This is a genomic window from Mogibacterium diversum, from assembly GCF_002998925.1.
Taxonomy (GTDB): Bacteria; Bacillota; Clostridia; order Peptostreptococcales; family Anaerovoracaceae; genus Mogibacterium; species Mogibacterium diversum.
This window is the reverse complement of record NZ_CP027228.1, coordinates 377,594-404,474: the sequence shown is the minus strand read 5'-3', so window position 1 is coordinate 404,474 and position 26,881 is coordinate 377,594. Positions and strand designations below refer to the sequence as shown.

Sequence of the window (26,881 nt, the reverse complement as noted above, 5' to 3'; positions counted from 1 at the left end):
TCCTTACATTTAATATTGACACTTATTGTCCCTTAAAAGAGGATTCCACCAAAATGAACGAACACAGGTGCGAATACAAGAGAAACGATAGTCATAAGCTTAATAAGTATATTGATTGATGGACCAGATGTATCCTTGAATGGATCACCAACAGTATCACCAACAACTGTAGCCTTGTGAGTCTCACTTCCCTTTCCGCCATATGCTCCACTCTCAACATATTTCTTTGCGTTGTCCCATGCACCACCAGCGTTAGCCATCATGATTGCTAAAAGAACTCCTGATGCAAGTGAACCAGCAAGCATTCCACCGAGAGCTTGGGTACCAAGTAACAAGCCAATCAACAAAGGTGCAACGATAGCTAGTAGACCTGGGGCAATCATCTCATGAAGAGCAGCACCTGTTGAGATGTGAACACATCTAGCATAGTCTGGCTTTGCACTACCTTCCATAATGCCCTTATTTTCACGGAACTGACGTCTTACCTCTTCAATCATCTCATTAGCAGCTTTTCCAACCGAATTCATGGTCATAGCTGAGAACAAGAATGGAAGCATAGCTCCGATGAACAGCCCGACAATTACCAGTGGATCAAGTAAGCTAATCTGGTTTAATTTTGCCGAAACAGCAAATGATGCAAATAATGCAAGTGCTGTAAGAGCAGCTGATCCAATGGCAAATCCTTTACCAATAGCAGCCGTTGTATTACCAACAGAATCGAGAGTATCAGTTATCTCTCTTACGCTTTCAGGTAGCTCTGACATTTCAGCAATACCACCAGCATTGTCAGAAACTGGTCCATAAGCATCTACAGCAACTGTCATACCTGTTGTAGATAACATGCCTACAGCAGCTAGCGCAATGCCGTATAGTCCTGCAAAGTTGTACGCAACTATAATTCCTACACAGATAAAGATAATTGGCCAGAAAGTTGAGCTCATTCCAACACCAAACCCACTAATGATTGTAGTAGCCGAGCCGGTCTGCGACTGTTCAGCGATCTTCTTAACAAATCTATATGAATCTGAAGTATAGACCTCTGTGATGGCTCCTATAATAACACCGACCAAAAGACCCGCGATAATCGCATATGCGTAAGTAAGTGATCCTAAAAGCTTGTTACTTAATACAAGTGAGCCGATAATTACAATTGCACTGCTCACATAAGTTCCAACATTTAATGATTTAGCAGGGTTAACATTTGCGCTTCCCCTTACACACATTACGCCAATAACTGATGCGATAATACCAACAGCAGAAATAAGTAGTGGGAATATCGCGGCAGTTGCCTCTGTAAAAGTTCCAGTAACACCAGAAGCATCAACGGCAACGGCAGCTAGAGTTACAGCGGAAATAATAGATCCAACGTATGATTCAAATAGGTCAGATCCCATTCCAGCAACGTCACCTACATTATCTCCAACATTATCCGCAATAACAGCAGGGTTTCTTGGATCGTCCTCAGGAATACCTGCTTCTACCTTACCTACAAGGTCTGCACCAACGTCGGCTGCTTTAGTGTAAATACCTCCACCTACACGCCCAAATAGGGCCATCGATGAAGCTCCTAATCCAAAGCTCGTAATGCACTGCATTATAGTTGCTAAATCAAGAACAACTACAACGACACCTAGTCCTAAAAGTCCTAGTCCTGCAACACAAAGTCCCATTACCGCACCACTTCTAAATGCAATTTTGAGAGCTCGTGGCATACCTGATTCCATAGCAGCATTGGCTGTTCTTACATTACCTTTTGTAGCAACATTCATACCAAAGAATCCTGCAAGTACAGAAAGCAGAGCACCGCAAACATAGAGAACCGCAGATGTCCAATTAATTGCAAATCCAATGAGAATGAACAATGCAACGATTACGATTACCATCGTCTTATATTCTCTCTTCAGAAATGCAAATGCGCCTTCCCTGATGTAGCCGGATATTTCCTTCATTCTGTCTGTACCTTCCGGCGCCTTACCTACCCACGAAGCAAGTGCGAAAGCTACAAGCAGACCGATTAATGCCGCAGCAGGAACCATCCACTTAATCGCCATAATAAACCTCCTTGAAATGTGAGAAAAATCTCAAATTCCTAAATAATAAAATAAAAATATATTAAAGATATACAGAGGCTTAATCCCAAACCTCTGTATATCAACATAAACAATCTGTTAATTTACTGTATTTTTGTATAAATACTAGTTGAAAATTGCTACGATGACTAATGCTACAATGATATAAATAGCCGATACAACTGTCGTAATTCTAGCGAGTATTGCATCATAACCATTGCTCTTCTTCTTTCCAAAAAGCTGTTCTGCACCTCCAGCAATTGAGCCGGAAAGTCCATCACTCTTGCTTGATTGAAGCAAGATGCTAAGGATCAGAATCACACTAGTGATGAGTAAAACAACCATTAATGCGGTGTGCATAATCCCCTCCACATATGTTACATTTATAGTTCTTAAAGAACCATAATAGTTTAACATGAGCAATAAACAAAGTCAACATTCCATAGGTCTTCGAATGCTTGAAACCGTGTACACGATAAGTACTTTAGTTATATATCCTTCTATATTCTACAACCTAAAATAAGGACCCATTCTTAATTATAGATCCTCATTCTTTTTGTATTATATTTTCGCAATATTCCTAAATTACACATACTGAGCTAACAAAGTCTTAAGAGCAGATGCACTGCTTGAGTGAACCCAAGCAACCTCAACATTTTTACGCTTTGCCTCTGCAACAGCGGTGTTCATCATCTTATGTGACACGGTATTTGTAAACATCACGAGCAAATCTGGACAGCCCATCTTCTTCCCTACATTTCCGCGTTCCTTAGTGAATACCTTGGCTTTACATCCGTGTTTTTTACAAATCTCCTTATATTGACATTCCATACACTCATTTCCGCCTACTATGACAATACTCATAATCTATCCTCCCAGCTATGCACAAACGGTTAATTTTGCAATATCACCGTCTATTTTGAACCTCTTCATATAAATTTTTTCGCATCGCTTATATTTTGCAAAAAGATTCTTGGCATACTCAACATCACCGTAAACTTTCCACTGCCCACAAGCCTTACAATTATTTCCACAATGATTGATGAAACCAGCGACGTCATCCACAGGATAACCTAAAAATATACCCACTTCGTGAGGGAAACTCCCACAAATCGAAATCCTATAAATAAGTCTTTGTAAAGCCCCTGTCACATCGCAGCTTTCATATCCAAAATTATGCATCAATTTACTTACACAGCACTCTGATAAGCGCATAAATAACATATCTGGTCTAAATACATATAGGAGAGCTCTTTTGCCATTGTCATGTAGTACTACTACAACAACCCCTTTACGATTTAGTTTATTGTTAATTATCGCAAGTTCAACCTTGAGTTTCTCCTGTGAACAGTAGCTATAACCGAACATGCCGCCTATTTTAATTCGTGCCAGAGTTGGTGCACAAAACTGAATAACTTTGTCCTCTAACATCCTATACCCCTGAGATGATATTCACGATATACTTGCTTATGCACACTGTTTTGCGACCAGTCACAAAACAGTTAAATATATCTAACTCATTATTTTTAAAAAAGACTCTTGAGTTAGAGTCTTTTAACTATTGATAAAATACCATATTATTTGTATCTAAGTCAAGATATAAGAGAAAATTTATATTATTTTTCCATAATTAATATAAAGCCAATGGCAAAATAATAAATGTACTATTAATTTAATCACAGTAACTAACTTTGCTTATAAAGCTAGGCACCCTCTTCTCTTCAGACTTAATCTACACTACTTTCTCATTTAAAAATCTATTCAGATTCTTTTCTGCAATACTCTTTGCTCTGTATATTTCATTTTTTGCTAACTCATCTTTTATTAATTCAAAACAATTAATAGCCTTCTTCTTGTTTTTAGTTCCAATTTTATCCATAAACCTTATGAGCTTAATATTAAATGGTGTCATTGTCGTATCTGGATAAAACAATATTCCTATACTATTATAGTCTGTCCTATTTCTAACTGAATAAATAAGCTCAGGTTCTATCAGATATCTCTCTGCTCCAATAAGCATCTGACAATTATTATCATTAATCATGATGAGAGTTAGCACTAATTGCAGCTTATCGATCTCTGTAAGTTCACGATATACTAGGCGCCGCTTATTCTTTTTATCATATGAAAATATATAAGTATCATTCTCGCATATAATTGTCATATCCAGAAATGCTTTTGCATAATGATTGCATAAAATCTCGCATATATATCTTGGCATCTTATAGTCAGTAATACTTTGCCTAATATCCTTCTCCACTTAACTAACCTCCACATTTTGAACACGGTGTATATCCGCGCCTCTCTGCAATTTTCTTTGTTACCTCCACGTAATTCCTCTCCATAACCCTGCAACCTGCCATATGGTAGCATTCACCTTGAACAGGATAGTAATATACACGAGCCCCAACCTTCGCCCTTTTACTCTTACACACTGGACATGGATCATATTCCTTTCTAATACTTGAGGTTAACGTAGTTGACGTTACCTTTGAGTGCATATATGTGCATCCTTGATTATGATACTTCTCTCCACGTTTAGGAAAAATGAAGACAGGTCTATCACCCTCCCCTGTAAGATCATCAACAGTCATATGGGTATCATCTCTCACACGCCCAACATATGCACGAGTTATTGTCTTAAGTCTATACTTTGCTTCTGTTTTAAACCCAATTGGATTTTTAGTATTTAATCTCAAATCTGCATCTATAGATATGACTTCATCTATTCCGAAAGCGTTCTTCCTATACGATGTTGAATTTACTGCAAACCCATCAATTTGAGAATGGTTTAAGTTTAGCTCATTATGAATTTGATTAGGAACTAATTGAAAGATGTTAACTTTTGACGCAACCGCTGCCGATTTTCTCAAATGATTAGCTGATATATAGTTTGCATCTTCAATACAGCTATAAGCAGATATAATAGAACTCATAACCATAATCGCAATCATGAAAATCGGCAGAATCAATGTTGCCTCAACGATATAACTTCCCCTTTTATTATTGATTTCTTTACTTGTACGAATCATCAACTTCATATGATTTACCATTAATTTTTAAATTGAATCTTACCCCACAGTTATATTCATCGAAGTTAAAATCATCATAGTATCGATATTTCATGTTAATCTGAATTAGATCCATAATTCTACGCGTTCTTAGATCCTTAGGGGTTGTTAACATCATTAGCAAGAGATATTCTTCATAGTTTTGCCCACTCATATTCTCTACAAAGCTTTCAGTCTTACTCATTTCCTTCAGTTGTTCTGAATTCTCATTCATTATTTTTCTAGATTCCTCATCTATCTTTTCACTAAACTTTTCATCTCCCAGCACACTTTCTAACGATACCTTCCACTCACCTTTCTTTTTTATAAAAGGAATTCGTTTGTTATCTAGTAAAGCTTTCACATCTTCGCGAGCTTCAAGAGCTGCCCAGCTTTCCATTATTATGCCTTGAATGACTATTGCGCCTGGCCCCGGAGATATGACCTCTGATACGGCTGCTATTAACTCCATCTTTTCAGGATCTTTAGATAATGCAGCTAAATTTAGTGCATTTCTAATCAAAAAAATGCTCTTTTTACAGCTCTCGAAGTTTTTATTATCATCTAAATTCCCTTTAACAATATACTCGTACTCATTTGCAAAAAATGTCTCTTTATCACTACAAGTCTTAAGGTGGCTATTGAACTTATTAACTATGAATGCCATTTCAGAGATTTTCCCTAGAGCTTTGGAACTTAACTTATCCGAAGCATTGTTATTACTTATCATTCCAGATATCCTTTTTATGTTGAAATTATTCTTTTCACCTCTCGATGGCAAAGTTTCTATAACGTATTTGTTTCCGATTATCCTTTTCCCGTATACACTCTTATCTTTAGATTCAGCAGTAGCATTTTTAGATTCATCTATAGAAACATTTAGGTTTTTAACGTCACTACGAACATTTCTATTACTACCATCAAGCACCGACTTGGCGCTTTCATATAGAAGTGAGTCACGTATACTTTTGCGAAAATTATTCAAATCTGACATACGGTACTGATCTAGGTTTGCACTTGGTGTTCCAAGGCTAACGCGAAGTTTATCCTCAAAGGAATATTTTGAATATACATTTAGCCTCTTTACAACATCTATATCATTGCTTTGAAATGCCATTATTCCGTAATCATGTAGTAAATATTTATCATATTCAGACAGAATCGCTTTACCCCAAAGTTTTCCACTCACCTCTGACCAACTTTGAACAGTGCGGCTTCTCGCTATCCCAATTGCAATTATTATCATTGATATCAAAGCGAGGAATACGTACGATATAATAACAATCGTCGATCCGCGTTTACTCTTGAACAGCTGTCTCAACAGTATCACCAACTCTCACGAACTTATCTTCACACAGCGTAAATCCTTTTACATCTATAGTTTTTCTAATCAGCCCTTCAGCCAAACCTAAATTAGCATAGTTAATATCTCTAAAATCATTAAGTGTTTTAACCACAGGTGATTTAGTGCTGTCCCATTTTGATAACATCTTGCGATGCATATTAGTCTGAGTAATTAAGCATTCTAGATAAAAGGTGCAAAGTCTAATTAATAGCATTATTACCAGTATTATGATTGGCAGAACAATGCTCGCTTCTACCATCTGTTCCCCTCGTTTATTAGAAAAAGGCATAAATAAATTCTGCGCGCAGGATTTAAAATTTACTCGCATTAAGTGCTTTGAATGTTTTGTTTACAAAAGACGTAATCTCTGTTTTGAAGATAATCCCGAGCGCAATAGCAATAGCGATTAGAATAGCTACTTGAACAAGCTCCATACCTGCTTTAGATTTAAATAGTTTTTTTATGTTTTTCATATCTTTCCTCCTTTGTCACTGCAGACACCCATCATCACATACTTAAATAGGCAATAATCAACACACACATTTACATTTACACATACACACTTACATCTAATTGCATAAAATACGTTCAACTCTATAATATTAACCCTTACATTTCAATCACCTCCTTAATTATCATAGTACTAAGCACTACATGGACATCATTGCTGGTGCCATGGTTATTATAATTAACAAAACTAGAAGTAATCCTAGCGGATAAGTCATTTTAGTGTCTATCAGTTTCCCTTGTTCCCTTGCAATAACTTTTCTAATATCCCAAAGAAATGCACTCTCACGTTCTAGCTTTTCCTGAATATTGCTCCCTCTTTTTTCATTCTCCCGCAAAACAGTTGATATTCGCATTAGCTCTTTTACAGAATACTTCTTTGCCAATTCAGAGAACAGTATCGGTATACTTCGATTAGTTAGCTCTGCTGACTCCGTCATGGCAATTATATTACGTTCTAGTTCACCTTGATGCTCAATCTGCATCATAGAGTACCCATAGCAAATCTTATGAAAGGCATCGCTTAAAATAACACCAGAGTTCATCATCAATAACAACTGATTTGTAAATCTCGGAAGCGCTTTCAAAATCTGTTTGCGCATATCTATGTCCGCTTTTCTAAGTTTATCGTGTTTGTCGAAAATCACTGCGATTCCGATTAGTACATACATAACGACAACCATCATCCAGCCTCTATTAGACTTTCCACTTTTACTCCAAGTGACAATGCTGCCATCATCGAGCTTTGAGGGCAAAATAATCTTTTTACTACGTGATTCCTCTAGTCTGCTTACTGCAATTCCTAGGCTTGCACTCATTTCTGCTTCAATATCATGTGAGGAATTATGATTCTCTTTTCCATTATTTTCATCCACATTTTTTCTGAGACTTACATCTTGTGATATGCTTTTGTTATCTCGCTGCACATTAGCAATCAAGTTGTATTCAGCAAATTTTTCTGTTCCTCGTTGCATTATACCAACAACATTTCCTTTGTCATTGACTATGTACTTGCCACTCATTTGGGGTTTAATCAGAATAATTACTAAAAAAATGAATGAAATAACTGAAATCTGAACTAGTTGTTTCTTAAGTTCACGATCAAATATATCTCCAAGATTAATTTTCACGGACTTCTCACCTTCCTATATTTCAACATTAGTAATTTTCTGCATAACTGAATATATAAAAATGTCAGCAGCAACAACCATCGTCATAATAACTCTGCCAATATAGCTCTCATAAAGAGGTGCGATATATTCAGGAGAAAATAAATTTAGAAACAGTACTACAATAAACGGCATCACAAAAAGAATAATACTCTCATTCTTCTTTCTATTCGCCATAGTTCTAATCTCATTCTCTATAGTCATCTTATCTATAATCACACTGGCTGCTTTATTTAATGCATCAACGAGACTAGCGCCTGTCGTCTTGCAAGTTGAATAAATAATCATAAAATCAACTATATCTTCCGATGCCGAACGCTTAGCAAAATCATTTAGAACTGTCACATCTTCTTCATTACCAATGCTCATGCGCTTATGCATATTCTTTAACTCCCTACTTAAAATAGCATTTTCACCATAAATTCCAACTATCCCAGGTATGGCTTCACCAATTGCATCACGCATTCCTCTACCTGTACCAATTGATGTAGATAAAATAAATAGAAAGTCCTTAAATTGCTCAGCAAGTGCCCGCTTCCTTCTAGCTAGCATATATTCCGCATATATTTCTTGAATTTTAATATAAAATAATAAAAGCACTAAACTGAAAAAAACATTGTGATACATAAGTACAGATAAAGCTGTACCGACTACAAGTGTACCGGCAAATAAGAGCTGTTTTTCTCTTTTATCTACCATATATTTATCATATCTAATTTCAGAATTAGCAAGATGTTCACTCTGAATATTATAGTCATCCTTTATCCCCACATGCTTAATTGGGGTACTCTTATTAAGATCTCTTGCAGACTCTCCATTAACCAGAAATCCATTTCTCAACTCACTGACACACCTTCCTCATGCAAGTTTTGCATTAATTTCTCACAATTAGTTAAATTATTTCCCGTTTCCATTAGTTTTCCGTCAGGATCCGTATAATAAATATAATTTAATTTATAATCTTCGCCATCAAATCCTACCAACTCCGCAACTTCAACAAGACGTCGTTTTCCATCACTATCTCTACGCAGATGAACAAATATATCTAGAGCATTTGCAATCTGGCTTTTAATCGAATAAATAGGAATTTGAGTATCCATGAGGTACATTGTCTCAAGTCGGTTTAACATCCCTTTTATAGAATTCCCGTGTCCTGTTGACATACTGCCATCATGACCAGTTGACATAGCTTGTATCATATCAATAACTTCCCGACCTCTGACTTCACCAACAATAATTCTGTCTGGTCGCATTCTAAGACTAGTCTTAATCAGCATTTCCATGCTTACCATTCCTTTCCCAACAGAATTAGCATTTCGACATTCCATATGAACAATATTTTTTATCTGGCTAACCTTTAGCTCAGCAGAATCCTCAATGATAATCACACGTTCATCCGAATTAATTGCTGATGATAAAGCATTTAAAAAAGTTGTTTTACCTGAAGATGTCCCACCACTTATAAAGATATTGTATTTTGCTGCAACAAGCTTAGTTAAGAAATCCGAGCATTCTCGAGGCATAGAATCATTGTTTACAAGATCATCAAGTGTAATTTCATCATTTGCAAACTTCCTAATAGTTAAAATTGGACCATTTAGAGCAACATTTTTTAATACTCCATTTACTCTGTATCCGTTCTCAAGTCGTGCATCAACAATTGGATTTGCTTCATTAATCTCGCGGTGAATATCAGATGCAAACATCCTTATTAACCCTTCTAACTCATCATCGGAGTAGAATGCATTATCTACTTCAGTAATTTTTTTATTCTTCTCAACAAAAATACGATTATATCCATTTACCATAATTTCATTAATACAAGGATCTTCAATATAGTTTGATAAAATGCTATATTTACTTGATACTCTTAAAAATATCGCCCTAATTACATCGGTGATTTCATCATAATCAATTAAAGAAATATAACTACTTTCAAACACTGTATTTTCAACTAACTCAAGAAGTTGTTCTTCATTTAAAGATTCGTCAGAATGAGAAATTATGGCTTTTAAATTGTTTGTAATTAATTCAATAACTCTTGAATGTTTGTTTACAACATACTTCATACTATAATTTGAAACCATTTCCATAAGTAATTCCTATCAATATAAAAAATATTAGAATATCAAGTAAAAGTATTCTGTGCAATTATGAGTTTAAAACTGTATCAATCAACTCACTAATAGTAATTTCTAAAGTAGTTCCATCAGAATCATGGTTAATGTAAGAAAGATTATTTATACTCAACTCTGAGATAATGCTTGAAAATGATTCGTCAGGCTTACAATTCCTGCTAAGTAAAATAACTTTATCCATCTGATGAAGTAATTTAATATTACGTTCATTAAGACAACGTCCAATATCAAAACAAATAACATCAAAGAAATGTCCACATATATACTTAATTAACATTTCAAAAGAAGAATCATCCATTTTCGCTATAGGATTCAAAGCCAAAGAGCTCTTAAAATAATAAAATCCTAAGTTGTCTAAAGAAAAAAAAGATTCAATTGGAATTCTCTCATGTTTATTAATTAAATAAACAAGTTTCTTAAAAACATAAGAATCAGTAAATCCTTTGTTTTCAAAATAATTAATCGAAGACAAATACTGAAGTGGAAAAATCAACACATTTAATCCGTACTTATAGACTATTTGCTTCGCAAACTGTTCAATAAAATCAGAAGAATAAACATCTATATCAAAAATAAATGCGATTTTATGATTTTTCGAGATGTCATAGCTGTTACCTCCAAAATAGCTAAAACTACAAATCTTAATTTTAGATATTATGTCATCAAAAGGCTGAAACTTAAAAAGTTTAAATGGACCTTTAAAAAGATTTTCCTCACCTGTTATGGGAGAAAGAACACACACAGCCTGAATGTTTAAAGAAGGATACTGATGAGATAACGTTTCAACATTAATATCAGTGATTAACAGTTCATCATCAAGGAGTAAACCATTAAAATTTAAGTCAATAAGAAGGTTTTTGTCAATCTTACTAGTCATTTCAACAAAAGACGTAAGATAGTATTTATCACTTAACAAAATTCGAAATCTCATCAATCACCTCTAGAAATAGTAAAAAATTGGAGTGGTAAGGATTATCTACATCCTTACAAGCAAATGATATCATTAAAAAAATTCCCCTTCAGCACACCTTTTTACAAGCAAAGAAAATAAGGAGCTATAAGTAAATAATGTAAATAATGTAAATAGATTAAAATTATATTAAATTGATAATAATCAGAAATAATAAAAGGTAAATATATATAAATAAAAAAAGACCTATAGATAAAACTATAGATCTAATTTGGTGCGCTTGGAGGGACTCGAACCCCCACGGTCGCCCGCCAGAACCTAAATCTGGTGCGTCTGCCAGTTCCGCCACAAGCGCATATTTAATTGGTGGTGACCCCACCGGGAATCGAACCCGGGTTACCGCCGTGAAAGGGCGATGTCTTAACCGCTTGACCATGGGGCCTTATAAAAAAACCGGCGACGTCCTAATTTCCCAGGCAGCTTCCCACCAAGTATCTTCAGCGCTAAAGAGCTTAACTTCTGTGTTCGGGATGGGAACAGGTGTAACCTCTCTGCTATTGTCACCGGATTATGTAAATCGCGTTTCGCAATCTACTCATATATTTTGTAGTAAGATGTACTTTATCATCTTCTACGCTTTTGAGAGCTGTACCCTCAAAATTGAATAACCACCTCATGCTTAAAACCATTTGGTCAAGTGTTCGACCTATTAGTATCAGTCAGCTGAATACGTTACCGTACTTACACCTCTGACCTATCAACGTGATAGTCTCTCACGGGTCTTACCTTTCGGAGGAAATCTTATCTTGAGGTGGGCTTCGCACTTAGATGCTTTCAGCGCTTATCCCTTCCATACGTAGCTACCCGGCTATGCCCTTGGCAGAACAACCGGTACACCAGAGGTATGTCCATCCCGGTCCTCTCGTACTAAGGATAGCTCCTCTCAAATTTCCAACGCCCACAGCGGATAGGGACCGAACTGTCTCACGACGTTCTGAACCCAGCTCGCGTACCTCTTTAATGGGCGAACAGCCCAACCCTTGGGACCTACTTCAGCCCCAGGATGAGACGAGCCGACATCGAGGTGCCAAACACCCCCGTCGATGTGAACTCTTGGGGGGTATAAGCCTGTTATCCCCGGGGTAGCTTTTATCCGTTGAGCGATGGCCCTTCCACTCGGAACCACCGGATCACTAAGCCCGACTTTCGTCCCTGCTCGACCTGTATGTCTCGCAGTCAAGCTCCCTTTTGCCTTTGCACTCTTCGCGCGATTTCCGTCCGCGCTGAGGGAACCTTTGGGCGCCTCCGTTACTCTTTAGGAGGCGACCGCCCCAGTCAAACTGCCCACCTGACACTGTCCCTGTACCGGATCACGGTACTAGGTTAGATTTCCAACATTACAAGGGTGGTATCCCAACGGTGACTCCTCCAACACTGGCGTGCTGAACTCAACGTCTCCCACCTATCCTGTACATGCAATGCCGAAAATCAATATCAAGCTACAGTGAAGCTCCACGGGGTCTTTCCGTCCTGCTGCGGGTAACCGGCATCTTTACCGGTACTACAATTTCACCGAGCCTATTGTTGAGACAGTGTCCAGATCATTACGCCTTTCGTGCGGGTCGGAACTTACCCGACAAGGAATTTCGCTACCTTAGGACCGTTATAGTTACGGCCGCCGTTTACTGGGGCTTAAGTTCTGTGCTTCGGTTGCCCTAACACTTCCCCTTAACCTTCCAGCACCGGGCAGGCGTCAGCCCCTATACATCAGCTTTCGCTTTAGCAGAGACCTGTGTTTTTGGTAAACAGTTGCCTGGACCTCTTCACTGCGGCCTGCCGAAGCAGGCACCCCTTCTCCCGAAGTTACGGGGTTATTTTGCCGAGTTCCTTAACAATAGTTCGCTCGCTCACCTTAGGATTCTCTCCTCATCTACCTGTGTCGGTTTGCGGTACGGGCACCTTGGATCTCATTAGCGGCTTTTCTTGACAGCGTGAAATCGATTGCTACCGGTCATTCGACCACCCCATCACAGCTCAGCCTTGTAGAAAGCGGATTTGCCTACTTTCAAGCCTTGCTGCTTGGACACGCTCAACCAACGGCGTGCTCAATCTATCCTTCTGTGTCCCCACTTCATTCAAACAATCCTTGGTGGTACAGGAATATCAACCTGTTGTCCATCGCCTACAGCGTTCGCTCTCGGCTTAGGTCCCGACTTACCCTGAGAGGACGAACCTTCCTCAGGAAACCTTAGATTTTCGGCGGACGGGATTCTCACCCGCCTTACGCTACTCATGCCAACATTCTCTCTTCTATACCGTCCAGATTTGCTTACACGCCTCCTTCTACCTGTATAGAATGCTCCTCTACCAATTAGTTATACTAATTCCAAAGCTTCGGTGGTAAGTTTGAGCCCCGTTTATCTTCGGCGCAGGATCACTCGACTAGTGAGCTATTACGCACTCTTTAAATGTATGGCTGCTTCTAAGCCAACATCCTAGCTGTTTGTGCAATCCCACATCCTTTTCCACTTAACTTACTCTTTGGGACCTTAGCTGTTGATCTGGGCTGTTTCCCTTTCGACCATGGAACTTATCTCTCATAGTCTGACTCCCAAGTATGATAGCACGGTATTCGGAGTTTGATAGTTGTTGGTAACCGGTGAAGGCCCCGCGAACAGTCAGTGCTCTACCCCCGTGTATCTTTACCTTGAGGCTAGCCCTAAAGCTATTTCGAGGAGAACCAGCTATATCCGAGTTCGATTGGAATTTCACCGCTATCCACAAGTCATCCTAACCTTTTTCAACAGATATAGGTTCGGTCCTCCATAACCTTTTACGGTTACTTCAACCTGCTCATGGATAGGTCACCCGGTTTCGGGTCTACAGCATGTAACTCTCGCCCTATTCAGACTCGATTTCTCTACGGCTCCGTTGCTCCAGCAACTTAACCTCGCTACATACCATAACTCGTTGGCCCGTTCTACAAAAAGTACTAGGTCACTTGCGCTCCCTATGCTTGTAAGCATCAGGTTTCAGATTCTATTTCACTCCCCTCCCGGGGTTCTTTTCACCTTTCCCTCACGGTACTATTCGCTATCGGTCACTGGGTAGTATTTAGGCTTGGAGGGTGGTCCCTCCTGCTTCAGACCGGGTTACACGTGTCCGGTCCTACTCTGGTGCCACCTATGCGCTTTCTGCTTCGCCTACAGGAGTATTACCTTCTCTGCTTGAGCTTTCCAACCCTATTCGGCTCGCATAACTTCGTCAATGTCGGTGGTCCACAACCCCAAACTGTAAACAATTTGGTTTGGCCTCTTTCCCTTTCGCTCGCCGCTACTCAGGAAATCGATTTTTCTTTCTCTTCCTAGGGCTACTTAGATGTTTCAGTTCACCCCGTTCCCTTCATTAAGCTATGTATTCACTTAATGATACATACGCATTACCGTATGTGGGTTCCCCCATTCGGAAATCTGCGGGTATATCGGATATGTGCTCCTTACCGCAGCTTATCGCAGCTTATCACGTCCTTCATCGGCTCCCAGTGCCAAGGCATCCACCCGATGCTCTTTGTACTTGACCATTCATCTCTTTCGAGATGTTCTCTCGCCTAGTTAGCGTTAACTAGGTCTTATTCACTATTGTAATTCTCTCAGTGAATTCTGGTTTCTCTCAACAAATAGTCTGTTTGAAATCGTTACCCAATTTGAATCTCCTTCTAGAAGATTCGGCTTGTATCTCGATTCGTTGTCTATTTGTCTTCATTTACACTTGGTGTGTTATTCAATTTTCAAGGTACTACTTCACATATAATAAATATATGTAATGGTGGGCTTGGGAGGACTCGAACCTCCGACCTCACGCTTATCAGGCGTGCGCTCTAACCACCTGAGCTACAAGCCCATAAACTATCATAGTGTAGAGACTAGGTCTCCTTAGAAAGGAGGTGATCCAGCCGCTCGTTCTCGAACGGCTACCTTGTTACGACTTCACCCCAGTCATTGGTTTTGCCTTAGGCGATAGATTAATTAACCGACTTTGGGCACCCCCAACTTCCATGGTGTGACGGGCGGTGTGTACAAGACCCGGGAACGCATTCACCGCAGCATTCTGATCTGCGATTACTAGCAACTCCAACTTCATGTAGGCGAGTTGCAGCCTACAATCCGAACTGGGATCGGTTTTGGTGATTTGCTCCACTTCACAGTATTGCCTCTCATTGTACCGACCATTGTAGCACGTGTGTAGCCCAGAACATAAGGGGCATGATGATTTGACGTCATCCCCACCTTCCTCCGAGTTGACCTCGGCAGTCTCGCTAGAGTCCTCAACTGAATGTTAGTAACTAGCGACAAGGGTTGCGCTCGTTGCGGGACTTAACCCAACATCTCACGACACGAGCTGACGACAACCATGCACCACCTGTCTCTGCTGTCCGAAGAAGGGACCGGTTAAGGTCCTGTCAGCAGGATGTCAAGCCCTGGTAAGGTTCTTCGCGTTGCTTCGAATTAAACCACATGCTCCGCTGCTTGTGCGGGTCCCCGTCAATTCCTTTGAGTTTTACTCTTGCGAGCGTACTCCCCAGGCGGAGCACTTATTGCGTTAACTGCGGCACTGAGCCCTAACGGGCCCAACACCTAGTGCTCATCGTTTACGGCGTGGACTACCAGGGTATCTAATCCTGTTTGCTACCCACGCTTTCGTGCCTCAGTGTCAGTTACAGTCCAGAAAGCCGCCTTCGCCGCTGGTGTTCCTCCTAATATCTACGCATTTCACCGCTACACTAGGAATTCCGCTTTCCCCTCCTGCACTCAAGTAGCCCAGTTCGCAAGGCAAGTAGAGGTTGAGCCTCTAAATTAAACCTTGCGCTTAGGTAACCACCTACGCACTCTTTACGCCCAATAATTCCGGATAACGCTTGCCCCCTACGTATTACCGCGGCTGCTGGCACGTAGTTAGCCGGGGCTTGCTCCTAAGGTACCGTCATTTGTTTCTTCCCTTAGAACAGAAGTTTACAACCCGAAGGCCTTCATCCTTCACGCGGCGTTGCTGCATCAGGCTTTCGCCCATTGTGCAAGATTCCCTACTGCTGCCTTCCGTAGAAGTTTGGACCGTGTCTCAGTTCCAATGTGGCCGATCACCCTCTCAGGTCGGCTACTGATCGTCACCTTGGTGAGCCGTTACCTCACCAACTAGTTAATCAGACGCAGGCCCATCCCTGACCGATAAATCTTTGACCGATGAAGCATGTGCTTCTACGGTGTCATGAGGTTTTAATCATCGTTTCCAATGGCTATCCCTCTGTCAGGGGCAGGTTGCCTACGCGTTACTCACCCGTCCGCCGCTGTCCGTTAGCATAATCCCCCGAAGGTTCATGCGCTAACATCTCGCTCGACTTGCATGTATTAGGCACGCCGCCAGCGTTCATCCTGAGCCAGGATCAAACTCTTAATAAATGTTATCTGAAGAATCTTTCGATTCGTCCAAATCCTGTTAATGGATGACGCTTATCGCGTCTCGACTCGTTATTTCCGAATCATTGTTGTTTGTGTTTGAATTGTACAGGGACATACGACATATTGTACATCGTTTGTCTCTTATACGATCTTGAGATCTAATCTCCGGTTTTCACCGTGTCGATCTCTTGACCAGTTTCTACACTATGAAGTTGTCATGGTTCTGCTGACTGCGTTTGAGCGATTTTTGTTGCCCGCTCTCTCGCGACAGCTTAATCATTATAGCGCACCATTTTGGACTCGTCAAGCACTTTTTTCATCTTTTTTAAGATTTCTTGCTTGCCACGCCCTGGCTCGCTCACTCGTAATCTATTTAGAAAACAAGTTCTTTTCATTATAAAGTCTGCACTATCGCCTGTCAACCCCTGGTTAGCAACCTTTTCCTTTTATAATAAGATTTCCATTTAATAAGTAGTATCAATTTTGTAATTATATTATTTATTTTTTTACACTTTTCTTATATTACTAGCCCTTTTTCTTTAAGTGTATCAATAAAAACTGTTTTATATCATTTATAGCTCGACATTCTTATCATTCAATCTTTCATTCACACTTTTTACAATTACATAGATACTATATATTTATTTACACTATTTTATTTTTCCTTCTTTAAATCACACTAAAATAGTGCAGACTTTTAATGCATTTAACTCACTTAATGATTTTTCCCTTTGTATTTTACTTCATCTTCCCAAAGTGAGTTAATTGTCGCGTGTGGCTTGCTCTCCCAATCCACAGTTACATATGGCGGATATCTAAATAGATATTTCTTATACGCCCTTCTAATCTTAGAGTGATTGTTTCTTCCTATACCTATCTTCCTTCCAGATTCAAATTCGATTTCGTATTTGTCAATTTTTCTTACTTTATCGAAGTTAATAATTAGGCCAACAAGAGGTCTGAAAAACGACCTGCCTATCAATGGATAAGCGATATCATCAATTTTGGCGAAAGTTTTGTATATGTATGATGACGTATAAATTAGAAGAGACTTTCCTTCCCTATCTATAAATTCGATGTCATCAATAGCAACTTGCGCGCATGTCGACCCAGTGATAATTGATATTGTGTCTGTGTTCTCTTTATACATAATTTGCTCCTTCTTACGATATGAAATAACACACATTTACAACCAGGGGTGGCTGGTGGCTTAATATTAACCTTACAGACACTAAAAGTAAATCGACTTTTTTCGACCTCAAAATCAATATATTGAATTTGTTCGTAGCGATGCCACAACTTATGCTATTTTAAGATAATTGCGCTTTTTTAGCTTATATTTTCTTATTATCTTTTTCGATTTTTTATAAGAATTCAGGACTGTTTCTCAACGCATTTATCGTTCTCAAATATATTACCATTGAGCAATTAACAAACATGCCTCTAATCAACATTTTTAATTAGGCATCTATCAAAATGCGATGCATTTATCAAAGAATGAATATGACAGTTTTTCGTTAACATATTTAAATAACTGTATACATTGATTCTGCATCAACCTTCTTAACGTTATCTAAAAGCTTTTCCACTCGCACTTCTAGTACACTTGTTCCAAATGTAATTTTAATTGCATCTCCTTCCTTGAGCTCAACTCCAGGTTTAGCAATTTTACCGTTCACTTCCACTCTTCCCTGCTCACAAGCTTCCTTTGCAACTGTACGCCTTTTTATTATCCTAGAATTCTTTAAAAATTTATCTAACCTCATATTGCCTCCAATTAATTATTATTACATTATTTTACTTTTACTATTTTTTAAAATTTACCATGAAGGATACCCTACTAATTATCATCGTAATTGCGAGCTATCTCTGCAACAATTTGAAAATCTGTCATCATATTGCTTTTATTGAATCTAACATATGAATAATATTCATTCCAAAACAAGTGATCGCTCCTTGGAGTCCACTGTATACCATAGTAGAGGCTTGTCTCATCCGTCGGATAATTCGGAACTGACCACAAATGACTGCCAAAAGTTTCCTTAAAGTCTTTTTCTTTTAAAGTAGATAGCAGATCAAGCCCATTAAGTTTGACTTTGTTGCCGTGTTTTCTAGCATTTTTATACAATCCTCATCCATCATAATGGCAACTACTTTACAATCCTTTAGCAAGGTGTCTTTTTTCATATCGCCGAAGAAATGTATAGCTCCAACTACAGTGTTGTTTTTTACTACTAAATACTTCGAATAAAGTATCCCCGCTTCAGCTCGCTTGTATCCTGCCGGTATAGAGATATTGCTGTTAAGTGAGTATCTTCTATATCTCGGGGAAGCTGAAATATTTGTATAATCATCCTCATTCCAAGTTTCATCACTCACACGCTCATATATATCGAAACCTTCGTCCATTAGCTCTGAAGCCTTCGTCTGAGCCATCTTAATATCCATGCCAGCGATTGATACAATCGGCGCTTTGCTCGGGAGGCCGATTATAGAAAAAGCTATCATAAGAAATACCGAGAGCAGTGCCGTTGCCGCGAGAACCATAAGTGATCTGCCCGTCCTTTTTCGAGCATTAAAAAGTGCTAGTGCAGGCGGTCCAATAATCCATCTCGCCATAATTGAAAACCCTGAACCTGCCCCGTGCATTAACTTAATTGCACCACTAACGGCTATTGCTATCATTAGAAAATAAACTATTAGCTCATTCAGAGGAATCTTACTCGTATCTTTCGATTCGTTTACAGCGCTATCAAGAAGCGATACGCCATCAACTTTCTTGTTCTTTAGGTACTTATATGCCCCAAACCAGATTCCAAGGTAAAGAAGAGCCAAAAGCACGAGTGAACATAGTAACACTATTCTAGCCATTTCTATCCATTTCTATCCTTTCAATTTAACCTATACCCCATTAGTAGTAACAACTATACCTATCCTAAGTAATATAATGTAAACGCATCGTATATATAACTTTGATTGCCCATTTTCTATCAGTTATGAAAATTCCTCAAGGACACAGCAAGAACACAGATTAACTTCAGTTTAATTATAAACGCACTTCTATTTTTCCGTATAGTCCGCCAATTAAATTTAGCAAAAGAAAAAGATGGGCACATCGTACCCATCTCCCTAAGTATAATTCAATTACTTATTTACTGCATCCTTAAGCGACTTTCCTGCCTTGAAAACAGGTGCCTTTGAAGCTGGGATATCAATAACTGCCTCTGGCTTCTGAGGGTTTCTACCCTTTCTAGCCTTTCTTGATCTTGTCTCAAATGTACCGAAACCGATAAGTCTAACACTGTCTCCAGCAACTAGGGACTCTTCAATAGTTCCAAGTACAGCATCCAAAGCTGCTTCTGCATCCTTCTTCTTAAAACCAGTCTTATCAGCAACCTTGCTTACTAATTCAGCCTTATTCATAATTTTCCTCCTTATGGTAACTTAACTACACGTATTATACTGTTGAAGTATTGAAAAGTCAACGAATTGATTGTTTTATCTTGCTTAAAGTCTGTAAAAAGCCTATAAAGTATAAAAATAAGCATCATTTACTATTATTCGTCAAGTGAAATTTGTTCGTTAGCCTCAAAAGTTTCTCTCCTTTAGGCATCATTAGAATTTCCTCAGGGCCTAAACACTTTGTAACGAATACTGCAGCAACATATATGAATACAGCGATTATCATCGCAGCTAGCGTTGCAAGAGAATTACTTCCCAAAAGCTTATATATTAGCACGTATGATCCATGAGCCCCTGCACCCATAACAAGAGCCGCGACTGCTGGCTTAACAAATGTTCCGACTATATTAATATTTGTACCGGTGAGTTTATGCATAGCACGATAATTAAGTATAGCCGTTATTCCATATGCCGCAACATTTCCTGCAGCTGCTCCATTTATGTTAAACGCCGGAATACCCACTAGTATATATGTGATTATAAATTTGCATATGACACCGATTGATAGGTTAACAACAGGAATCGCAGGTTTCCCTATCCCTTGTAAAACGCTAGAAAACGTACGTAGTATCGATAAACACACTATACCAAGCGATAAAACTTGTAGTGTAGGTACTGCAAGAGCTGAATCCTCTGGTTGTCCTGGATAAAGCAAGAAAAGAATAGGTCTAGCTAAAGCAATCAGTCCAATCATGCAAGGGAAACTGATTATCATGCTGGTTTTGATTCCCGTTTGTATATTTTTATGAAGTCCCACCATGTCTTCCCTTACAAATGCTGACGAAATAGCTGGAACAAGGCTTACTGCCACAGCAATAGTAAACACTTGCGGAAATCCTATCAGTGGATCACAAAATCCACTTATTAATCCGTATAGCTGCTTTGATTGATGATGAGTCCAGCCTGTTGCTTGTAGTCTTCTCATTACCAACCATAAATCTACAATCATCATGAACGGCAAAATAGCTGATCCAATAGTAATTGGAACTGCTATCTTAAGAAGCTGACTGAATATAGATTTTGTAGGTTCATCCTTATGAATTGATTTCTGAAAATGGAGTTTTCGTTCCTTACCGCCCACAATGTAGACAACAAGTAGAAGTATAAGCGCAGCTATTGAACCAGCAGAGGCACCAAAGGTAGCACCTGCGGCTGCTTTTGTAAGATCTCTACTTGAACTAAGGAACATATAAGCTAGTCCAAGCCCCGCAAATACTCTCATAAGCTGCTCAATAACTTCCGATGCTCCAGTAGGCATCATCTGTTGCTGTCCTTGAGAATAACCCCTGAATGATGCAACAATTGGGGCGGTCAATAATGCTGGTGCTATAGCTCTTAACGAAGCTGCACCACCAGGATTCTTACTATGAGCAGCGATTATATCAGCCCCAAAGTAACATACAATAAATCCAAACACACCTATAGCAAACATGATGTGAAGAGACACTTTATATACCCTGTGCGCATTTATATAATCGCCAATAGCTACCCTTTCAGATACCATCTTTGAAATAGCAACCGGTAGTCCTGCAGTTGCTATAATAAGAAAGAACGAATAAATAGGATAAGCTACACCGTAGTATGACATACCTGCAGCGCCAATCCAATTGTTAAGTGGAATTCTGAAGAACGCACCAAAAACTTTGGCAATTATCCCTGTAATTGACAGGATTGCCGCTCCTTTTACGAATTTAGCACCATGTTCAGAGTGTTGAATTTTACTCATTTATATCTCCTATAACAAAAAGTGTATTTCAGCACTAACGCCGATTATACCATAACACGTAAATATGTCCATGATTAAGATTGGTTGATTCAGTACTCTAATCTGACTGTGCAAGTCCTTGGAGTCTAGCCTCCGCCATCGTCATCATTAAATCTAAGATTCTCACAGCTGGTTTTTCTCTACCTTTCTGTAGGCTAAGGAAAGGATTGTTACCACTACTTATCACCAGCTGGTCTCCATACTTTTGTTTAGCTACAATCAGTGTGAATGCATCTGCATTATTCTCTTCATTAAATTCAATTACATAACGCCCACCACGTTCTGATATAGATCTTACACCTAGCTCAGCTGCAAAGCATTTAATCTCGGAAATCCTAATAAGATCCACTGTTACATCAGGTAGGTCACCGTATCGATCAATCAGTTCTGCTATAAGCTCCTCAGCCTCTTCATGATTCGCAATCTGAGCAATCTTCTTATATGCCTGCAATTTAAGCGTTTCATCCTTTATATATTCAGCAGGAATACGCGCAGGGATATCAACTTCTATAGATATGTCTTCTCGTCCTTCGGTTATTTTCTCTCCTTTTAATCTTCTAACAGCCTTATCAATTTCCTTAACGTATAGTTCATAACCAATTCCAGCTATGTTACCGTGTTGAGCCTCTCCCAAGACATTCCCTGCTCCTCTGAGCTCTAGGTCACGCATCGCAAGTTTAAAACCCGCGCCAAACTCGGTAAACTCTCTTATTGCCGCAAGTCTTTTTGTAGCGACTTCTGTCAAAACTCTTTCTGGTTTATACAGCAAGTACGCATAGGCAAGTCTACTTGATCTTCCTACCCTACCTTTAAGTTGATACAGCTGCGAAAGCCCGAGTTTGTCTGCGTTTAGTATAATTATGGTATTAGCGTTTGGAATATCAATTCCATTTTCAATAATCGTTGTTGCCACAAATATATCTATTTCACCTTCTACAAAGTCTAGCATGACATTTTCTAGTGTTGTTTCGTTCATACGCCCATGGCCAATCGCAACTGTTGCATTCGGTACTAATGAATTTATACGTTTTGCAACATCATTAATTCCATTTACGCGGTTATATATGACATATACCTGTCCACCTCTATCAAGTTCACGCCTGATTACGTTTCTTATAAGCTCATCGTCTTCAGCAGATACAAATGTCTGTACGGGATATCTATCTTGAGGAGGTTCCTCAATTGTACTTATATTTTTAATTCCTGTTAACGACATGTTCAAAGTTCTAGGAATTGGAGTTGCGGAAAGCGTCAAAACATCAACTGTCTGTCTTGCCATTTTGAGCTTTTCCTTGTGCTTTACGCCAAAGCGCTGTTCTTCATCTATAACTAATAGTCCCAAATCCTTATATGTTATATCCTCCGACAGCAGTCTATGAGTTCCAATAACTAAATCTACAGTACCTTTACATAATCCTTGAATCACTTTCTTTTGGTGTGATTCATTTACGAACCTAGACATCATTTCTATATTGAATGGATAATCTTCAAAACGTTCTTTTAGTGTATTGAAGTGCTGATTGGCCAAAAGTGTTGTAGGAGCAAGAAATACCGCTTGCTTTCCCTCAGAGAGGCACTTAAAAATTGCCCTAGCAGCCACTTCTGTCTTACCGTAACCAACATCTCCGCACAGAAGTCTATCCATAGGTAGCGGTTTTTCCATATCTGCTTTTATCTCTTCTGTAGCTTGTAGCTGATCATCAGTTTCCTGATATGGAAATCTCTCCTCAAATTCATGCTGCCATACAGTATCGTGCTGAAATGCGTAGCCCCCACGAAGTTCACGCTCAGCATATAATTTAACAAGATCCTCAGCAATTTCCTCAATTGCCTTACGTGCTCTAGCCTTAGTATTGCGCCAATCTCCACCAGACAACCTGGACAGCTTGGGTGCTTTTCCTTCACTTCCAATATATCGCTGTACAATATCCATTTGTTCAGTTGGGATATATAGAACATCAGTACCTGAATAATGGATTTTTAAATAGTCCTTTATTTCTCCATCGGCTTCAAGAGTTTTAATCCCTTCAAATCGCCCTATCCCATGTTCCTCATGAACAACATAGTCACCAGCGTGAAGATCTAAAAAATCTTGTTTCTTCGTCTTACGACGCAACTTTCTTTTTTTACTTTTTCTTATATTGGGAAAAATATCTGCATCCGTTATATAGCAAAGCTTTTCGTCATCGAGCATCATTCCTGATCCGAGAAGTCCTAGATCATATCTAAAATGTCCGAAAATCTTGGCATCTTCTAAATACTCACGAATGCGTTCGTGTCTCGTGCGTTCATTAGAAACTATATGGACTTCATATCCTTCTTTGGATAGTCTTCTCATCTCTCTTCCAAAGAGTTCCATCTGCCCGTTAAAGCTCGCAATCTGTCTGCTAGTTACATTTATGACTCTATTAAATTCATCAATCTCCTTTATCGGTTCTGGAAATGGTGTGAAAACAATAAGATCACTATCATACAATTTCTTAAGATCATTTTTTTCCTCGTGCTCCGGAATCTCAGTTTCTATTCTATTTGGATCATATATCATTAGGTTCGAACTGTCTGATAATCCCAGATAATCCCATAGCCTTTCGGACTTTATATTGAAGTACTTTAGATAGTTGGCAAATATTTGTACATTGGTACATTCCGTGAACATCTCTGTAATGCGGCTCTTAAGATCTTCGATTCTCTCTATTCTGCCATCAGCTAGTTTTTTATCACCACTTTGAGCAGTCAGTTCATCAAGACGCCTATCATATTCATCAATTATCAAGGGGAGCACATCAAGGCGTTCTCGTTCAGTAGGCACAAACTCTGCAGCTGGACATATTCGGATAGAATCAATATTTTCAAGTGACATCTGTGATTCGAAGTCAAAGAATCTAATCGAATCTATTTCATCGTCAAAAAACTCAACCCTTATTGGATCTGCGTGGTTAGGTGAAAATATATCTATTATCCCTCCACGAGTGCTAAACTCACCTTCTGCTTCAACTATTGGAGATGACGTATATCCAATTGACACTAGCTCACTCTTCAATTTTTTCGGATCAATCCTCATACCTAATTTAAGGTTTATAACTGAGTCTATAAACCTTTTTGCTGGCTGAAGAGATTTTAAAGCTGCTGAAATCGGAGCAATTACAATAGCTTCTTCATCTGAACATAACGCATCTAGAGCTTTTAAGCTCTGTACAGTTGCATTGCTGTCTTTCGCCTCATAAACTATCTGAAGCTCATCTTCTTCAGGCATTATAAAGATTTCTCTGTCTTGTACAAAAAAAGAAATATCGTCCTTGAGCCTTGTCGCAACATCCGCTCTGGAAACGATAATCATTGTCTTTTTCTTCTTAACAATCTCCTTGGCTGCATAGTAGGCAACCCTACTTCCGCTAACTCCGGTGATATTAATTTTCATATCTAGTCCTTTTTCTTTGTAGTATTGTTGAGATTCATGGCTTTATCGATACCAACCTCGATAATATCCCTTGCCGCCTTAGCTGCTTTTGTAGCTGTTTCATCGAGAATTGCATTCTCATCCTTTGAAACTTTTCCAATTACATGATCAACAAGTGAACCGTCACCACTACCAACGCCAGTTCGAATTCTTGGGAATTCTGTCGTTCCAAGCTGGCTAACAATTGATCTCATACCATTATGTGTACCTGGACCACCAAATTTACGAATTCTAATAGCTCCAAGAGGAATATCAATATCATCATATATAATTATTATGTTTTCTGAAGGCACCTTGTAAAAGTTTGCTACCTCTCTCAAAGCATCCCCGCTAAGATTCATATAAGTCTGTGGCTTAACAAGAAGCACTTTCTGTGTGCCAATTCTGCATTCTCCAATAAGTGACTTAAATTTAGCTTTGGTGATATCAACATTTAGATCATCGGCAAGCTTATCAATTGCTCTAAACCCCATATTATGCCTTGTCTGTGCGTATTTATCCCCAGGATTCCCTAGTCCTACAATAATGTACATACTCTTTTACTCCAATAGACAGATTGGCAACGGAGTTCCCTCCGTTGCCATAAATCACAGTGTTATATCAATTAATCAAATAAAGTGCTTACGGACCCACCCTGGTAAACCCTCGTAATAACTTCCGAGAAGATTGGTCCAACAGATATAAATGTCATCTTGTCTAATTTCTTCTCATCATCGATTGGAAGCGTATTTAAAAGAACTAGTTCCTGTATAGGACTCTTCTCAAGACGCTCTTTTGCTGGTCCTGACAAAACTCCGTGTGTTGCGCAGGCATATACATTTTTTGCACCTAGTTCAATTAGTGCACTTGCTGCATTGCAAATAGTACCTGCGGTGTCAATCATATCGTCTAACAGAATACAATTCTTGCCATCAATATCTCCGATTATATTCATAATCTCACTCTTATTTGGCTCTGGACGTCTCTTATCTACAATTGCAATTGGTGCATCGAGCCTTTCAGCCATGTTCCTTGCTCTTGTAACACTTCCGTGATCAGGTGATACAACGACAACATTATCCAGATTCTTTTCTTTGAAGTACTTTGTAAGTATCGGTAATCCAAGAAGGTGATCTACCGGAATATCAAAGTAACCCTGAATCTGATTAGCGTGAAGGTCCATTGAGATAACTCTATCTGCTCCGGCAGCCTGAATTAAGTTAGCCACAAGCTTAGCTGTAATTGGATCTCTTGCCTTCGCTTTTCTATCCTGTCTCGCATATCCATAGTAAGGAATTACTGCGTTGATCCTTCCTGCTGATGCTCTCTTGAGGGCATCAATCATGATAAGCAGCTCCATCAAATGGTCATTAACAGGTGCACAAGTCGGCTGTACAACATATACATCACAATCTCTTACAGACTCCCAAATACTTACCTGAATTTCACCATCACTGAATTTATTAACAGTTGATTTTCCAACTTTAATTCCCATTAATTCAGCAATCTCATTTGCGAGCTCGGGATGTGCGTTGCATGTAAAAAGCTTTAGATCGGAAAAGACCTTGTTCATTATT

The 26,881-nt window shown here is 39.0% G+C and carries 21 protein-coding genes, 3 tRNA genes and 3 rRNA genes; all 27 read right to left on the bottom strand.

Annotation, left to right across the window (positions count from 1 at the left end):
- Nucleotides 1-32: 32 nt before the first annotated feature.
- Complete coding sequence (locus tag C5Q96_RS01910; protein ID WP_106056681.1) at nucleotides 33-2,051, bottom strand: sodium-translocating pyrophosphatase; 2,019 nt, start codon at nucleotides 2,049-2,051, stop codon at nucleotides 33-35.
- Between the two features lie 144 nt (nucleotides 2,052-2,195).
- Nucleotides 2,196-2,429, bottom strand: a complete 234-nt coding sequence (gene secG / locus C5Q96_RS01905) for a preprotein translocase subunit SecG (protein ID WP_106056679.1) — start codon at nucleotides 2,427-2,429, stop codon at nucleotides 2,196-2,198.
- A 225-nt stretch (nucleotides 2,430-2,654) separates the two neighbouring features.
- On the bottom strand, nucleotides 2,655-2,933 hold the full coding sequence (locus tag C5Q96_RS01900; protein WP_094234138.1) for a DUF2325 domain-containing protein: 279 nt from the start codon (nucleotides 2,931-2,933) through the stop codon (nucleotides 2,655-2,657).
- A gap of 15 nt (nucleotides 2,934-2,948) precedes the next feature.
- Nucleotides 2,949-3,500 (bottom strand): DUF3793 family protein, encoded by a 552-nt coding sequence (locus C5Q96_RS01895; RefSeq protein WP_106056677.1) that lies wholly within the window; start codon nucleotides 3,498-3,500, stop codon nucleotides 2,949-2,951.
- 301 nt (nucleotides 3,501-3,801) lie between these two features.
- The gene (locus tag C5Q96_RS01890) at nucleotides 3,802-4,329 is read right to left on the bottom strand and encodes a hypothetical protein (protein ID WP_106056675.1); all 528 of its coding nucleotides are present in this window, start codon (nucleotides 4,327-4,329) and stop codon (nucleotides 3,802-3,804) included.
- 4 nt (nucleotides 4,330-4,333) lie between these two features.
- Nucleotides 4,334-5,110, bottom strand: a complete 777-nt coding sequence (locus tag C5Q96_RS01885) for a hypothetical protein (RefSeq protein ID WP_158696657.1) — start codon at nucleotides 5,108-5,110, stop codon at nucleotides 4,334-4,336.
- A complete protein-coding gene (locus C5Q96_RS01880) occupies nucleotides 5,085-6,449 on the bottom strand; it encodes a DUF5702 domain-containing protein (protein WP_158696656.1) in 1,365 nt (454 codons plus the stop codon). Before C5Q96_RS01880 ends, C5Q96_RS01885 begins: the two co-directional genes overlap by 26 nt.
- Nucleotides 6,418-6,723, bottom strand: a complete 306-nt coding sequence (locus C5Q96_RS01875; RefSeq protein WP_106056669.1) for a hypothetical protein — start codon at nucleotides 6,721-6,723, stop codon at nucleotides 6,418-6,420. Before C5Q96_RS01875 ends, C5Q96_RS01880 begins: the two co-directional genes overlap by 32 nt.
- A gap of 52 nt (nucleotides 6,724-6,775) precedes the next feature.
- The gene (locus C5Q96_RS01870; protein ID WP_094234132.1) at nucleotides 6,776-6,937 is read right to left on the bottom strand and encodes a Flp1 family type IVb pilin; all 162 of its coding nucleotides are present in this window, start codon (nucleotides 6,935-6,937) and stop codon (nucleotides 6,776-6,778) included.
- A gap of 177 nt (nucleotides 6,938-7,114) precedes the next feature.
- Nucleotides 7,115-8,101, bottom strand: coding sequence for a type II secretion system F family protein (locus tag C5Q96_RS01865; protein WP_106056667.1), 987 nt, complete (start codon nucleotides 8,099-8,101; stop codon nucleotides 7,115-7,117).
- A 15-nt stretch (nucleotides 8,102-8,116) separates the two neighbouring features.
- Nucleotides 8,117-8,980, bottom strand: coding sequence for a type II secretion system F family protein (locus tag C5Q96_RS01860; RefSeq protein WP_106056665.1), 864 nt, complete (start codon nucleotides 8,978-8,980; stop codon nucleotides 8,117-8,119).
- Nucleotides 8,977-10,233 (bottom strand): CpaF family protein, encoded by a 1,257-nt coding sequence (locus C5Q96_RS01855; protein ID WP_245905582.1) that lies wholly within the window; start codon nucleotides 10,231-10,233, stop codon nucleotides 8,977-8,979. The genes C5Q96_RS01860 and C5Q96_RS01855 overlap by 4 nt, the downstream gene beginning before the upstream one ends.
- Nucleotides 10,234-10,291: 58 nt before the next feature.
- Nucleotides 10,292-11,209, bottom strand: a complete 918-nt coding sequence (locus C5Q96_RS01850; RefSeq protein ID WP_106056663.1) for a hypothetical protein — start codon at nucleotides 11,207-11,209, stop codon at nucleotides 10,292-10,294.
- A 251-nt stretch (nucleotides 11,210-11,460) separates the two neighbouring features.
- Nucleotides 11,461-11,543: transfer RNA gene (locus C5Q96_RS01845), tRNA-Leu, on the bottom strand.
- Nucleotides 11,544-11,555: 12 nt separating this feature from the next.
- A tRNA-Glu gene (locus C5Q96_RS01840) sits at nucleotides 11,556-11,630 on the bottom strand.
- Nucleotides 11,631-11,639: 9 nt separating this feature from the next.
- A 5S ribosomal RNA gene (gene rrf / locus C5Q96_RS01835) occupies nucleotides 11,640-11,756 on the bottom strand.
- Between the two features lie 120 nt (nucleotides 11,757-11,876).
- A 23S ribosomal RNA gene (locus tag C5Q96_RS01830) occupies nucleotides 11,877-14,768 on the bottom strand.
- 243 nt (nucleotides 14,769-15,011) lie between these two features.
- Nucleotides 15,012-15,088 (bottom strand) — tRNA-Ile (locus tag C5Q96_RS01825).
- A 36-nt stretch (nucleotides 15,089-15,124) separates the two neighbouring features.
- Nucleotides 15,125-16,641, bottom strand: a 16S ribosomal RNA gene (locus C5Q96_RS01820).
- The 16S, 23S and 5S rRNA genes sit together here with 3 tRNA genes alongside, the layout of an rRNA operon.
- Nucleotides 16,642-17,356: 715 nt before the next feature.
- A complete protein-coding gene (locus C5Q96_RS01815) occupies nucleotides 17,357-17,791 on the bottom strand; it encodes a LytTR family transcriptional regulator DNA-binding domain-containing protein (RefSeq protein ID WP_158696655.1) in 435 nt (144 codons plus the stop codon).
- A gap of 376 nt (nucleotides 17,792-18,167) precedes the next feature.
- On the bottom strand, nucleotides 18,168-18,407 hold the full coding sequence (locus C5Q96_RS01810) for an RNA-binding S4 domain-containing protein (RefSeq protein ID WP_106056659.1): 240 nt from the start codon (nucleotides 18,405-18,407) through the stop codon (nucleotides 18,168-18,170).
- A gap of 292 nt (nucleotides 18,408-18,699) precedes the next feature.
- The gene (locus tag C5Q96_RS01805) at nucleotides 18,700-19,512 is read right to left on the bottom strand and encodes a hypothetical protein (protein ID WP_106056657.1); all 813 of its coding nucleotides are present in this window, start codon (nucleotides 19,510-19,512) and stop codon (nucleotides 18,700-18,702) included.
- Between the two features lie 273 nt (nucleotides 19,513-19,785).
- A complete protein-coding gene (locus C5Q96_RS01800; RefSeq protein ID WP_009643555.1) occupies nucleotides 19,786-20,064 on the bottom strand; it encodes an HU family DNA-binding protein in 279 nt (92 codons plus the stop codon).
- A 124-nt stretch (nucleotides 20,065-20,188) separates the two neighbouring features.
- Complete coding sequence (locus tag C5Q96_RS01795; RefSeq protein WP_106056655.1) at nucleotides 20,189-21,829, bottom strand: putative polysaccharide biosynthesis protein; 1,641 nt, start codon at nucleotides 21,827-21,829, stop codon at nucleotides 20,189-20,191.
- A gap of 97 nt (nucleotides 21,830-21,926) precedes the next feature.
- Nucleotides 21,927-25,286 carry a transcription-repair coupling factor gene (gene mfd / locus C5Q96_RS01790; protein WP_106056653.1) on the bottom strand — a complete coding sequence of 1,120 codons (3,360 nt, stop codon included), beginning with the start codon at nucleotides 25,284-25,286 and terminating at the stop codon, nucleotides 21,927-21,929.
- A gap of 2 nt (nucleotides 25,287-25,288) precedes the next feature.
- The gene (gene pth / locus C5Q96_RS01785) at nucleotides 25,289-25,858 is read right to left on the bottom strand and encodes an aminoacyl-tRNA hydrolase (RefSeq protein ID WP_106056651.1); all 570 of its coding nucleotides are present in this window, start codon (nucleotides 25,856-25,858) and stop codon (nucleotides 25,289-25,291) included.
- 71 nt (nucleotides 25,859-25,929) lie between these two features.
- On the bottom strand, nucleotides 25,930-26,877 hold the full coding sequence (locus C5Q96_RS01780) for a ribose-phosphate diphosphokinase (protein WP_106056649.1): 948 nt from the start codon (nucleotides 26,875-26,877) through the stop codon (nucleotides 25,930-25,932).
- Between the last annotated feature and the right edge of the window lie 4 nt (nucleotides 26,878-26,881).

Bases quoted from the DNA above. Each gene is read 5' to 3' on its own strand.
- C5Q96_RS01875 (WP_106056669.1), bottom strand. From the start codon at position 6,723: ATGGTAGAAGCGAGCATTGTTCTGCCAATCATAATACTGGTAATAATG.
- mfd (WP_106056653.1), bottom strand. From the start codon at position 25,286: ATGAAAATTAATATCACCGGAGTTAGCGGAAGTAGGGTTGCCTACTAT.
- C5Q96_RS01780 (WP_106056649.1), bottom strand. From the start codon at position 26,877: ATGAACAAGGTCTTTTCCGATCTAAAGCTTTTTACATGCAACGCACAT.
- C5Q96_RS01800 (WP_009643555.1), bottom strand. From the start codon at position 20,064: ATGAATAAGGCTGAATTAGTAAGCAAGGTTGCTGATAAGACTGGTTTT.
- C5Q96_RS01895 (WP_106056677.1), bottom strand. From the start codon at position 3,500: ATGTTAGAGGACAAAGTTATTCAGTTTTGTGCACCAACTCTGGCACGA.
- C5Q96_RS01815 (WP_158696655.1), bottom strand. From the start codon at position 17,791: ATGTATAAAGAGAACACAGACACAATATCAATTATCACTGGGTCGACA.
- C5Q96_RS01855 (WP_245905582.1), bottom strand. From the start codon at position 10,233: ATGGAAATGGTTTCAAATTATAGTATGAAGTATGTTGTAAACAAACAT.
- C5Q96_RS01795 (WP_106056655.1), bottom strand. From the start codon at position 21,829: ATGAGTAAAATTCAACACTCTGAACATGGTGCTAAATTCGTAAAAGGA.
- secG (WP_106056679.1), bottom strand. From the start codon at position 2,429: ATGCACACCGCATTAATGGTTGTTTTACTCATCACTAGTGTGATTCTG.
- C5Q96_RS01910 (WP_106056681.1), bottom strand. From the start codon at position 2,051: ATGGCGATTAAGTGGATGGTTCCTGCTGCGGCATTAATCGGTCTGCTT.
- C5Q96_RS01900 (WP_094234138.1), bottom strand. From the start codon at position 2,933: ATGAGTATTGTCATAGTAGGCGGAAATGAGTGTATGGAATGTCAATAT.
- C5Q96_RS01850 (WP_106056663.1), bottom strand. From the start codon at position 11,209: ATGAGATTTCGAATTTTGTTAAGTGATAAATACTATCTTACGTCTTTT.
- pth (WP_106056651.1), bottom strand. From the start codon at position 25,858: ATGTACATTATTGTAGGACTAGGGAATCCTGGGGATAAATACGCACAG.
- C5Q96_RS01885 (WP_158696657.1), bottom strand. From the start codon at position 5,110: ATGAAGTTGATGATTCGTACAAGTAAAGAAATCAATAATAAAAGGGGA.
- C5Q96_RS01870 (WP_094234132.1), bottom strand. From the start codon at position 6,937: ATGAAAAACATAAAAAAACTATTTAAATCTAAAGCAGGTATGGAGCTT.
- C5Q96_RS01810 (WP_106056659.1), bottom strand. From the start codon at position 18,407: ATGAGGTTAGATAAATTTTTAAAGAATTCTAGGATAATAAAAAGGCGT.
- C5Q96_RS01805 (WP_106056657.1), bottom strand. From the start codon at position 19,512: ATGGCTAGAATAGTGTTACTATGTTCACTCGTGCTTTTGGCTCTTCTT.